At 73.8% G+C, this 10962-nt stretch carries 11 protein-coding genes; 3 read left to right on the plus strand and 8 right to left on the minus strand.

Translation table 11 applies throughout. The annotated features are described in order from the left end of the window. Positions 1-91 precede the first annotated feature (91 nt). The 5 genes from ACGFX4_RS39140 to ACGFX4_RS39160 form a co-directional block, all read right to left on the minus strand. Entirely contained in the window at positions 92-598 is a 507-nt protein-coding gene (locus ACGFX4_RS39140; RefSeq protein ID WP_393085554.1) for a hypothetical protein, read from the minus strand. Between the two features lie 198 nt (positions 599-796). Further along, positions 797-1087 carry a hypothetical protein gene (locus tag ACGFX4_RS39145; protein WP_393085556.1) on the minus strand — a complete coding sequence of 97 codons (291 nt, stop codon included), beginning with the start codon at positions 1085-1087 and terminating at the stop codon, positions 797-799. Positions 1088-1340: 253 nt separating this feature from the next. After that, complete coding sequence (locus ACGFX4_RS39150; protein WP_393085558.1) at positions 1341-2195, minus strand: hypothetical protein; 855 nt, start codon at positions 2193-2195, stop codon at positions 1341-1343. A gap of 345 nt (positions 2196-2540) precedes the next feature. Then, positions 2541-3719 carry a DUF2306 domain-containing protein gene (locus ACGFX4_RS39155; protein ID WP_393085560.1) on the minus strand — a complete coding sequence of 393 codons (1179 nt, stop codon included), beginning with the start codon at positions 3717-3719 and terminating at the stop codon, positions 2541-2543. Positions 3720-3844: 125 nt separating this feature from the next. Continuing rightward, a complete protein-coding gene (locus tag ACGFX4_RS39160) occupies positions 3845-4375 on the minus strand; it encodes a PadR family transcriptional regulator (RefSeq protein ID WP_393085562.1) in 531 nt (176 codons plus the stop codon). A gap of 434 nt (positions 4376-4809) precedes the next feature. Here ACGFX4_RS39160 and ACGFX4_RS39165 point away from each other — a divergent pair, with 434 nt between their 5' ends. Further along, complete coding sequence (locus tag ACGFX4_RS39165; protein WP_393085564.1) at positions 4810-5664, plus strand: SDR family oxidoreductase; 855 nt, start codon at positions 4810-4812, stop codon at positions 5662-5664. 31 nt (positions 5665-5695) lie between these two features. After that, positions 5696-6310, plus strand: coding sequence for a YdeI family protein (locus ACGFX4_RS39170; protein ID WP_393085566.1), 615 nt, complete (start codon positions 5696-5698; stop codon positions 6308-6310). Between the two features lie 37 nt (positions 6311-6347). Here the strand turns inward: ACGFX4_RS39170 and ACGFX4_RS39175 are convergent, their stop codons facing one another. Continuing rightward, positions 6348-7295 carry a helix-turn-helix transcriptional regulator gene (locus ACGFX4_RS39175; protein ID WP_393085568.1) on the minus strand — a complete coding sequence of 316 codons (948 nt, stop codon included), beginning with the start codon at positions 7293-7295 and terminating at the stop codon, positions 6348-6350. A 118-nt stretch (positions 7296-7413) separates the two neighbouring features. Between ACGFX4_RS39175 and ACGFX4_RS39180 the strand changes: the two genes are divergently transcribed. Beyond that, entirely contained in the window at positions 7414-8358 is a 945-nt protein-coding gene (locus tag ACGFX4_RS39180) for an alpha/beta fold hydrolase (RefSeq protein WP_393085570.1), read from the plus strand. A 30-nt stretch (positions 8359-8388) separates the two neighbouring features. On the opposite strand, the gene ACGFX4_RS39185 is transcribed toward ACGFX4_RS39180, so the two are convergent. Further along, positions 8389-9501, minus strand: coding sequence for an ABC transporter substrate-binding protein (locus ACGFX4_RS39185; RefSeq protein ID WP_393085571.1), 1113 nt, complete (start codon positions 9499-9501; stop codon positions 8389-8391). A 214-nt stretch (positions 9502-9715) separates the two neighbouring features. Further along, complete coding sequence (locus ACGFX4_RS39190) at positions 9716-10858, minus strand: RNA-guided endonuclease InsQ/TnpB family protein (RefSeq protein WP_393085573.1); 1143 nt, start codon at positions 10856-10858, stop codon at positions 9716-9718. Between the last annotated feature and the right edge of the window lie 104 nt (positions 10859-10962).

The following is a 10962-nucleotide window of genomic DNA, read 5'->3' on the forward strand; positions in this document are numbered from 1 at the left end:
GCCGAAGGCTGGGGGCCATCGGCGACTGAGGAGAAGCCGTCGAGGTGCGTGCCCCGGCGGCGGCCCGCAGGCGGGGGTTTGAAGACGGACCCTAGAGCTCGGGGATCGCCAGCAGGAGGCCGCCGTCGAGGCGCTCGCTGAGGTAGCGGCCGTGGGCGGCGCAGACCAGGACCGTCCCGCCCAGCTCGTCCATGGCCAGGTAGACGCCGCGCTCGCCGCACGGGCCCTGGGAGCGGTCGTAGTCCCAAGCGGTGCCGCACCCCTCGCACCAGGAACGGTCGTCCTCGGCCTGCAGTGTCAGCCCGCAGTGCGGGCAGATGCCCCACCCGGTGGTGCACGCGCCGAGCCACTGCGCCGCGCGGACGCGGGCCAGGCCGTCGGCCGCGGCGGACAGCCGCTGCGACGCCCGGACCAGGCCCCGGTCCACGCTCTCCGGAAGGGCGGAGCGCAGGTTGCGCGGCAGATGGGACTGGCCCGCCAGGCGGGAGCGCATCGCGGCGATGTCCCGCGTCAGCGCGTCAGCGCGCGCCTGCAGGTCGCGCAGCTCCGCCGGTGTCGGTTCTCCCCCGTACCCGACGGCGGAATCGTCGGCAGCCATCGTCATCACTCCCCCACAAACCCGGCCCGGCGTCGCCGCCCGGACCCCCGTGGTGCGGACGCTGCGCGTCGGTCTGCGGGTGACGACCCGCACACATGCGGTGATACAACCATGACAATCAGGCTCGGACAAGAGACAGACATCACGTCGCCCACACATCCTCGCTGACGACGGCCACGACCCGGAAGCCCCGGCACCTCACGCCGGCCAGTCCGCGGGGGACGCCTCAAGATCGTTGCCGCGCACCCAGACCGTCGAGACGCCGAGGATCGTCCGCATCACCGCGAAGCCGCCCTCCCAGCCCCCGGGCAGGCGCAGCCGGCCGCGGCGCAGGGTGGCGGTCGCGAAGCGCGCGTCGGCGGTGTAGAGCGCCCCGGTCCAGCTCGGCAGGCCGACCACGGGCACGTCACCGGTCAGTTCGACCTCGACGGGGAACTCCTGGCCGGAGGCCAGGATCGTGGCGGGGCCGAGATAGACCGGTGAACTCATGCCCCCGACTGTGCAGGTTTGCGGCGAATGGTGCAAATGCCTCGCCGGGCGTGGCGCGAACTCGGACGGACGCGGGGCCGCTCACCCAGGCGGCCGCCGAGCCGCGCGCTCAGGCCGACGCGGGCCACGCACTCAGACCCTGACTGGGGCCGCGCACTGAAGCCGGCGCGGGGCCGCGTGATCAACCCGACGGCGGACCGCGTGACCGGCCCGACACCGGACCGCAGGCGCAGGCCGACACACTGCCGCCCGCTCAGGCCACCGACGCGGGGCGCAGCAGCAGACGGCCGGTGAGGCCGGCGACCAGCAGTCCGGCGGTCATCGCGAGCAGGGCGAGGGCCGGTCCGGTGCTCCAGTGCACGTGCGCGGCCCGGGCGGCGAGCAGCAGGCCGGTGGCCACCGCGACGCCGGGCAGCGCGAGCAGGGCCGGACGCAGGCGGGCCAGGTCGTCCTCGGCGAGCGAGGCGAGGACACCCGCGCCGAGCGCGAGCGCCCAGACGCCGAGCGCCTGCGCGTCGGCCCGCGAGACCTCCCAGGGGACGAACGCGCCCCAGAACCCGGGAAGGACGAGCAGGCCGGCGCCGATGCCGAACCAGGCGGACCCGAGCAGCGCCAGCGCCGGTTTGGCGAGCGCCGGCAGCGGCACGGCGGGCACCTCCGACGCGGCGACCGGCGTCGGCTGCTTGCGGTACTGCGCGACCAGGGCGACCAGGGTCAGCAGGGCGAGCAGGCCAGTGACGCCGACCCAGCCGAGGCTGAACAGGACCAGCACGATGGAGCCGCCGCGGGCGAGGTGCAGGGATCCGGCGTTGAGCAGGGTCACCGCGAACAGGCCGAGCAGGACGATCGCGGTGGAGAGCGTGAGCGTCCGGGCCTGCGGCCAGCTGCGGGTGCGCGACAGCGCGAGCAGCCCGGGGGCGACGCCCAGCATGCCGGCGCCGATCATCGCCGGGCCGAGCGGGTTGGGCGACACCCACGGCCCGAAGGCGTGGCCGGTCGCGCCGGCGCCGGCCATGGCCAGGCCGGTGAGGACGCTGACGGTCGCGACGACCTGGGCGAGCAGGGGAACGGCGGCGGCGAGTTCGCGTTCGCGCGCGTCGGCGGCCATGGGGGGCTCCTTGTCCGGGGCAGAGGATGGGGTGGGACAGCTCGTACGGCGAGGGGCGAGGGGCGCGGGCCTGTGTGACGCCACGGTCCGAGGCGTTCGCAGTTCTCCCCGCTCGCTCCGGGCACGGACGCGACCTGAAGCCGGGCGGGTCGGTCGGCGCCGGCAGCGAGGCCGTCCCGGGCGCCGCCCCGGGGCCGTCCCGGCCGGCCTCTCCCGGCTCAGCACAGCCGAAGCGGGTCGGATCGGGCGAAGCCCTGGTCGGGCCCGGTCGGGCGAGGCCCCGGTCGGGCGCAGCCCTGGTCGGGGCGGACCGGCCGGAGCCCGAAGGCCCGAGCGGCCCCGGGCTCAGGCCGGGGTGACCACCGGGGTGGCGGCCGTCGGGGGCGGGGTGAGGGTGAGCACGTGGCGGGCGTACTGGAGGCGGAGGCTGACGACGGCCGTCGCGGTGAAGGCGAGCATGCCGGTGCCGATGCCCGCGCCGGCGGTGAGTGCGGTGAGCCGGTCGAGGTGGAGCGTGTGCTCGAAGAGGACGGTGCACCCGGCGGAGAACGCGGGCGCGAGCCCGAGCGCGGCGAGGTGGATGCTCCACTCCTCGCGGGCCCACCCGCGCCCGGCGCGGCCTGCGGCGGCGCGCCGCCAAAGCAGGAGCGCGACCGCCAGCAGGTGGGGAACGAGCAGGGCGACCAGCAGGCGCTGCCCCTCCGGCCCGGCGGCGCGGAAGGAGGTACCGAGCCAGGTGAGGCCGAGCGCGCCCGCCAGCTGGGCGGCGAGCAGCAGCGGGCCGGGGGCCCAGCTGCCGGTGAGGCCGGCGACGGTGCGGCGGCGGTCGGTGGCGCGGGAGGCGAGGAGCGCGCCGAGGACGACCAGGGTGCCGAGGTGCATCAGGGCGAGCCGGTTGATGTCCTGCATCGGCAGTCCGGGCCAGAAGCGGGGCAGGGTGCCCCATTCGAGGCGCAGCAGCGGGGCGGTCATCAGGTAGCCGTAGCAGAGCAGCATCCAGCGCTGGTGGATGTCGGGTCGGCGGGTGAGGGCGGCGAGGACGCCGAAGGTGCAGGACAGGACGGTGCCGACCAGGATCACCGAGAGGACGATCCAGAACGAGGCGCCGCCGAACGCGTCCTCGGGCGCGGTGCGGGCCAGGTAGGCGGCGGCCGCGGCCATCGCGGCGTAGACGGCGGCGGCGTACACGGTGCCGAGGGCCCGGTGCAGGCGCCGGCGCCGGCGGACGGCGGTGAGCAGTTGGACCGGGCCGAGCAGCATCAGGGCGGCGCCGAGCACGGAGTGGACGATCAGCGCGGTGAGGCTGTGGCTGTAGGGCGCGGTGCGGTCCGCGACGGCGTCGGCGACGTACTGGGAGTTGACCGTGTGGGCGAGGAGCTGTTCGCCGATGGCGGGGGCGCCGGGGCGGGCGTAGGGCCAGATCTCGGTGGCGGCGATCGGGGCGTAGCCGATGCCGATGGCGGCGACGGCGATCGCGGCGGCGCGTACGGCGCGCGGCCGGGACGGTCCGGTGGGGCGGTTCACGGCGGCTCCCCTGCTGCTCAATAGTCCAGAAAGGACTATCGGCACGGTAGAGGTCGCCCCGGGGCCGGTCAATGCTCCGGACACACGCTCCTGACATGCTTTCCAATAAGGCACCCGGGGGCGGGTCAGGTGCCAGGGAGCTGCTCCCGGCGGCTGCGCGCCCACTCCCAGAACTCGAGCATCATCCGCTCGTACCGGATGCCGAACTCCAGCGCCTCGCGCTGCCCGGGGGTGAGGAGTTCGCCCACGCTCTCGGCGAGGCCCTCGTACTCGGCGAGGATCCGCCGGTGGCCGCTCAGCTGGGCCGGGGCGAGCTCCTGCGGGCGGGCCCCGAACCAGAGCCGCAGGATCGCGTGCTCGCGCGCCTCCACCGGGACGAAGTCCGGGTCGGCCAGCCACTCCCCCAGCACCTCGCGTCCCCGGTCGGTGAGCCGCAGCAGCCGCCGGTTGCGCCCGCCCTCGCGGCGCACCTCGTGCAGCAGACCGGCCTCCACCAGGCGGTCGCACTGCGCGTACACCTGGGCGTGCGGGATGGACCAGAACGGCGCGACCGTCGCGGCCGCCTCCACCTTCACGTCGTACGCGCTGGCCTCGCCGAGCTTGTCGACGGTGCCGAGGACGAGGAAGGAAGCGGTGGTCAGCCGCACGTCAGCCATGACACCGGAACCTATCGTGTACGCCTGCTGGGTGACCCCGCGGACGCCGGAGGGCCGGCGGCACGCGCGCCGCCGGCCCTCCACCGCGTCCGATCAGGAACTCAGTCAGCACTGCGGCCGACGGCCGTGGTTCGCACCACGCCTGGCCCGGGCCTTCTTCTTGCGACGACGCTTCGACGACATGTCCACTCCTCTCGCGGATGCCCCGTTCCCCCACCCTCTCCCGCCCCCGGCGGCGCCGCCATCCGCGCAGGCCCGGCCGGGGGCTCGACCGGGGGCTCGACCGGGCCCGGCCCCGGCCCGGCGAAACAGGCGTACCGGATTCCGGTCTGCGCCTGTGCGCGCTTCCGTGCGCCCCGGTGACGGGAGTCGCGGGTGGGACGGATGGCGTGGGAGTGTTGGCGCCGCGTACCGAGACGAGGGGGGTTGACGCGATGACGCGTCGTTGGCTGGTGACCGGGTGTTCGTCGGGTCTGGGTCGGGCGCTGGCCGCGGAAGCGGCACGGGCCGGTGACGAGGTGGTGGCGACCGCCCGCAAGCCCGCCTCCCTGGAGGAGTTGGTCCGGGCGTGGCCCGACCGGATCACGCCGGTCGCGCTGGACGTCCGCGACGAGGCGCAGTGCGAGGAGGCGGTGCGGATCGCCGCCGACCGCCTCGGCGGCATCGACGTGCTGGTCAACAACGCGGGCAACGGGATCGTCGGCGCGGTCGAGGAGGTCTCGGACAACGAGCTCCGCGACCAGTTGGAGACCCTGGTGGTCGGCCCGTGGCGGCTCGCCCGGCTGGTCCTCCCGGTGATGCGCGCCCAGGGCGCGGGCCACATCGTCAACGTGTCCTCGCTCGCCGGGCGGATGGCGTTCCCCGGCCTGTCGGCGTACGTCACCGGCAAGTACGCGCTGGAGGGGATGAGCCAGGCGCTGGCCGCCGAGGCGGGGCCGTTCGGGATCCGCGTCACGGTGCTGGAGCCGGGCGGGTACGCGACCCACTACGGCACCTCCGCGACCGAGGCCGCCGGGCGGCTGCCGGTGTACGACGAGGCGGTCGACCAGATGCTGGGCTCGCTGCGGGCGATGGAGCAGACGCCGGGCCTCGGCCGGGCCGAGGACTTCGCCGAGACGGTGGTGCGGATCGTCGGGACGGCCGAGCCGACCCCGCTGCGGGTGCCGATCGGGCCGGGGGCGTACGAGTTCCTGGAGCCCGGGCACGTCGCGGCCGGCGAGGAGCTGGCGGCGGCGAAGGAGCTGATCGGCACCCCGGAGGCGTGGCCGACCCCCGCCGCGGAGAAGTAGGCACCGGGTTCGGTTCCGGCACTAACCTGCGGTGGTGACCGGAACCGAGTTGGACGAGTTGATCGTTGCTGACAGTGCGGCGCTGCGCGCGTGGCTGATGGACAACCACACCGCCTCTCCCGGGGTGTGGCTCGCCCTGGCCAGGAAGGGCGGCTCCGTCACCACGCTGACCTGGCAACAGGCGGTCGACGAGGCACTGTGCTTCGGCTGGATCGACGGGCAGGCCCGCAAGCGCGACGAGGAGAGTTCCTGGAGGCGGTTCACCCCGCGCCGGGCCCGCAGCATCTGGTCCGCGCGCAACGTCGCCAACGTGGCCCGGTTGGAGGCGGCCGGCCTGATGCTGCCGGCCGGCCGCGCCGCGGTGGACACCGCGAAGGCCGACGGGCGGTGGGCGGCTGCCTATGCGCCGTCGTCGGAGGTGGAGGTGCCGGCCGACCTGCGAGCCGCGATCGCCGCCGACCCGGCGGCGCAGGCGATGTTCGACGTGCTCACCAAGACCAACCTCTTCGCCCTCATCCACCGGGTCAACGCCGTCAAGCGGGCCGAGACACGCACCCGGAAGATCGCCGAGTGCGTGGCGATGCTGGCCCGGCACGAGACGTTCCACCCGCAGCGGGCCAAGCCGGCGGACCCGTCGACGTCGTGACCGGGCCTCTGCCGTGAAGGTCTCCGCCGGTGCGCGGTCAGCCGTAGCGTTCGACGAGCGTGCGGCCGAGCGAGGCCAGCTCGTCCCGGACACCCGGAGGACCGGTCACCTCCACCCATTCGACCAGTCCGGAGAGCTCGCCGGCGAGCATGGCCTCGCTGTGGCCGCGGATCACCACCTCGACACGGCCGTCGGTCGTCGGACCTCCCACGTCGAGCCGGCCGCCGAGGGCCATCCGGAGGACGCCGATCCCGTGGGGTGGGCAGACCGCCTGGATCTCCAGCGGCGTTCGTCTGCGGTCGACCTCGTCCGCGATCTCGGACCAGCTCCGGGCGAGGTCGAAGTCCTCGGGTCGGTGCACCGGATCGTCGGTCGGGTCCGCGGAGGACACGCGGTCGATCCGGAAGACCCGTCGGCCGGTCCCGGTGTCGGAGACCAGGTACCACGCCGGGCCTTTGGCGACGATGCCCAGCGGGTGGACGGTTCTCCGGGTGTCGGCGCCCCTGCTGTCGACGTAGCCGAGCCGCACCTGCACGCCGCGGATCACCGCGTCCTGGAGTGGGCCGAGGAAGCGGGGCGGCGGGTGCTCGACCCGGCTCGCCCCCCATGCTTGCGGGTCGACGACCAGCGACGACGCCGCTGCCTCGGCCTGCACGCGGAAGGGCTCCGGCACCGCATGGACGAGCTTGCGCAGAGCTGCCTTCACCGTCGGCGCCGCGGCCGAGGCCGGACCGACCGCCAGGAACAGGGCGCGGACCTCACTGGCGGTCAACCCGGACAGGTCGGTGCGGGCGCCGCCCACGAGGCGCCAGCCGCCGCCCCGGCCCTGCACGGAGTACACGGGCACCCCGGCCGCGGCCAGGGCGTCGAGGTCCCGACGGGCGGTGCGCTCGGAGACCTCCAGCTCTCGGGAGACCTCTGCCGCTGTCACCTGCCCGCGTCGCTGCAGCAGGAGGAGGACGGCCACCAGCCGGTCGGTTCGCACGCCGGAAAAACTCTCACACAAACCGGTCACGGGGTGACCGGTTTCGGCCCGCAGGATGGCGACACGACCTCACCGAGGAGGTCGACCACCGGCGAAAGCCCCCCGAGAGGAACTGCGCATGGTCGATCCAGCCGATTTTCCCGAGCCCACCCTCATCCCGGTCAACGGTGTGGAACTCGAAGTCTTCGAAGCAGGCAGGGAGAACGCGGGAAAGCCGATCGTGCTCTGCCACGGCTGGCCGGAGCACGCTTTCTCCTGGCGCCACCAGATGCCCGCCCTCGCCGCGGCCGGCTACCACGTGATCGCACCGAACCAGCGGGGTTACGGCCGTTCGTCCCGCCCGGCCGAGGTGACGGACTACGACATCGAGCACCTGTCGGGCGACCTCGTCGCGCTCCTCGACCACTACGGATACGAGGACGCCACCTTCGTCGGCCACGACTGGGGCGCCTTCGTCGTCTGGGGAACGACCCTGTTGCATCCGGACCGCGTGAACAGGGTGATCAATCTGAGCCTTCCTTACCAGGAGCGCGGGGAGAAGCCCTGGATCGAGTCCATGGAGGACGCGCTCGGTGGCGACTTCTACTTCGTCCACTTCAATCGGCAGCCCGGCGTCGCGGACGCCGTGTTCGAGGACAACACCTTCCGGTTCCTTCGCAACCTGTACCGGAAGAACGAGCCGCCAAGGGAGCCTCGACCGGGCATGGCGCTGATCCATCTCGCCCGAGCCGAGACGCCACTCGGTGATCCCGTCATGAGCGACCGCGAACTGACCGTCCTCGTCTCCGCCTTCGAATCGTCGGGGTTCACGGCCGGCCTGAACTGGTACCGGAACCTGGACCGCAACTGGCACCTGCTGACACACGCGGACCCGATCGTCCAGCAGCCGGCCCTCATGATCTACGGCGACCGCGACACGGTCGCGAGGTCGGAAAGACTGACGGAATTCGTGCCGAACGTGGAGGTGCTCAGCCTGGATTGCGGTCATTGGATCCAGCAGGAGAAGCCGGAGGAGACGAACCGGGCCATTCTCCAGTGGCTGGACCAGCGGGATGCCGTCTGACGATCCGTCTGTACAAGGCGAGTTCACCGGTCAGCCGGTGCGCAGGACGCGGATGCGGTCGGGGTCGTCCGGGTCGCGGTCGGCGACCTGCACCGGCGGCCACACCCACTGCCACACGCCGATGCCGGGGGCGAGGGAGAAGCCGATCGGGCCGCGGGTGCCGTCGACGGCGACGTCCGCCCAGCCGGCGTCGGTCCGGGCCCGCTCGGGGCCGTGCAGGCGCAGCAGCTCGGCGAGGACGGCCACGGTGTCGTACCCCTCGAACGCGACGAAGGAGGGCGGCTCGCCGAGCCGCTCGCGCAGCGCCTGCCCGACCCGGGCGCCGAGCGGGGTGAACCGCTCGGGCAGGTACCGCAGGAACGGGATGCCGGCGCCGTCCTCGCCCAGCAGCGCGGCCCACGAGGGCAGTTCGGGCTGTCCGGCCGGGGCGCCCAGCAGCAGCCCGGGCAGGCGCGGGTCGTGGCGGACGGCCCGGACGATCGGCACGGCCGGCTCCGGGTGGCCGACCAGCAGCAGCAGCGCGGTGGCCCGGTGCGCGGCGAGCGCGTCGCACAGGTCGGCGGGGGTGTGGGCGCGCGCGTCGAGGGCGAGGACCGCACCGCCGCGCGGTGCGACCCGCTCGCGCAGGATCTCCGTCCCGGTGGCCCAGTAGAGGCTCGGATCGGCGGCGACGGCGATCCGCCGGTGGCCGGCGTCGAGCAGGAAGTCGGCGTAGCGCCGCCAGCCGTGCGACTGGGCGGGGGCGAGCCGGGCCACCCAGGCGCTGGGCCGGTCGGTGAGCGCGTCGAGCACCGCGGAGGAGCAGAGGAACGGCAGGCCCAGCGCGTCCGCCCGGCCGGCGGCGGCGCGGGCGACGACGGAGTGGTACTCCCCCGCCAGGGCGGCGACCCCCAGCCCCGCCAGCTCCTCGACGGCCGCCTCGGCCCGCCCCGGGTCGGCGGCGGTGTCCCGGACCAGCAGGTCCAGCGGCCGCCCGCCGATCCCGCCGGCGGCGTTGACCTCGTGGGCCGCCAGTTCCAGCCCGGCGAGCAGGTGCCGGCCCGCCTCCACCCACCCGGGCGGGGTGAGCGGCACCAGCACCCCGACCCGCACGGACGGCCCGTCAGAATGCGTTCGGTCCGGTGGGGCTGATGGGCTGTGCATGTTTCTCCCGGGTGCGTGGGCTGCGGTGCGGCGGGCGTGCCGCCTCCCAGCGTACGGACAGGCCCCCGACACACGGTGGCGGGTGTGCCGCGCCCCGTCCCCCAGGCCGGTCGCGGCACACCCGCTTCTCTCACCCCTTGTTCGTTGGCGTCCTTCCCGCCCTGACGACGGAATTCCTGCCACGGTCTGGCGACTGTCGCAGTGGGTTCCTGCTTCAACGCGCGGCGCCGGAACACCGTCCGGTCCTGCCTGCGCTCCACGAGGCGTTTAGCCTGTCCGCCCGCCCGGCGGCCAGAATGTTGCGTGCGGCGTTGACGTCCCGGTCGTGGACGGTGTCGCACGCGGTGCACGTCCAGTGCCGAACGGGCGACAGCTCGGGGCCGTCCTTGGCTCCGCAGACCGAGCAGACCTGCGCGGTGGGATCGGAGCGGCCGGTCCTTCCGAAGGTCCGGCCGTGTTTCGCGGCCTTGTACTCCAACATCCTGACGAACTGCGACCGTCCGGCGTCGTACGTCGACTTCCCCGGACGCGTCCGCCCGGTCCCGGACACCGCCAGGTCTTCCACGAACACCGCTTGGTTCTCGCGAATGATCCTCGTGGATTCCTTGTGGTGCCAGTCCCGGCGCCGGTCGGCCACCCTGGCGTGCTGCCGTGCCAGTCGCTTCCTGGCCTTGCTCCGGTTGGTCGATCCCTTCTCGCAGCGCGACAGCGCCCTCTGCAGCCGCTTGAGCTTGCGCTCGGCCTGCCGCAGGAACCTCGGCGTGTCCACCGTGCGGCCGTCGGACAGCACGGCGAAGTGTGCGAGGCCGAAGTCGATTCCGGTCTCGGCCTCCTGCTCGGGCAGGGGCTCCGGCTCCGTGTCCACCACGAACGACGCCCAGTAGTGGCCGGCCGCGTCCACGGTGACGGTGACGCTCGTCGGCGGCGACGGCAGTGGCCGGGACCAGCGCACCTCCAGCTCTCCGACCTTCGCGACGTACAGTTTCCCGTCCGGCCGAAGGGTGAAGCCGTCGGCGGTGAACCGGATCGACTGCCGGGCGTCTCGTTTGGACCTGAAGCACGGCGGTGCCACGGCCGGGCCCTTGCGGACACCCGTGACCGAGGAGAAGAAGTTCCGGTAGGCGACGTGCAGGTCCCGGAGCGCCTGCACCAGGACCACCGACGACACCTCCGCCAGCCAGGCGCGTTCCGCCGTACGCCTGGCAGCGGTGATCACCAACTTCTGCAGGTCGGTGTCGCTGATGTACGGCATCCCCGCCAGGTGGGCTTCCTGTCGCACCCGCAGACCGTCGTTGAACACCACCCGCGCGCACCCGAACGCACGTGCCAGCGCCTCGCGCTGACCGGGCGTCGGCATGACGCGGAAGTTGTACCGGAGCTGCACGGTGCCCGACCTCTCGCTCGATACGGACGAGTCGACCGGCCCTGACGGACGGGCCCGGCCCCGAGGGGCCGGGCCCT

This window comes from Kitasatospora sp. NPDC048365, assembly GCF_043200835.1.
GTDB classification, from domain to species: Bacteria; Actinomycetota; Actinomycetes; order Streptomycetales; family Streptomycetaceae; genus Kitasatospora; species Kitasatospora terrestris.

Excerpts from the sequence above, each read along its gene's own strand:
- ACGFX4_RS39140 (WP_393085554.1), bottom strand. The coding sequence starts at position 598 with ATGGCTGCCGACGATTCCGCCGTCGGGTACGGGGGAGAACCGACACCG.
- ACGFX4_RS39145 (WP_393085556.1), bottom strand. The coding sequence starts at position 1,087 with ATGAGTTCACCGGTCTATCTCGGCCCCGCCACGATCCTGGCCTCCGGC.
- ACGFX4_RS39150 (WP_393085558.1), bottom strand. The coding sequence starts at position 2,195 with ATGGCCGCCGACGCGCGCGAACGCGAACTCGCCGCCGCCGTTCCCCTG.
- ACGFX4_RS39160 (WP_393085562.1), bottom strand. The coding sequence starts at position 4,375 with ATGGCTGACGTGCGGCTGACCACCGCTTCCTTCCTCGTCCTCGGCACC.
- ACGFX4_RS39165 (WP_393085564.1), top strand. The coding sequence starts at position 4,810 with ATGACGCGTCGTTGGCTGGTGACCGGGTGTTCGTCGGGTCTGGGTCGG.
- ACGFX4_RS39180 (WP_393085570.1), top strand. The coding sequence starts at position 7,414 with ATGGTCGATCCAGCCGATTTTCCCGAGCCCACCCTCATCCCGGTCAAC.
- ACGFX4_RS39185 (WP_393085571.1), bottom strand. The coding sequence starts at position 9,501 with ATGCACAGCCCATCAGCCCCACCGGACCGAACGCATTCTGACGGGCCG.
- ACGFX4_RS39190 (WP_393085573.1), bottom strand. The coding sequence starts at position 10,858 with ATGCCGACGCCCGGTCAGCGCGAGGCGCTGGCACGTGCGTTCGGGTGC.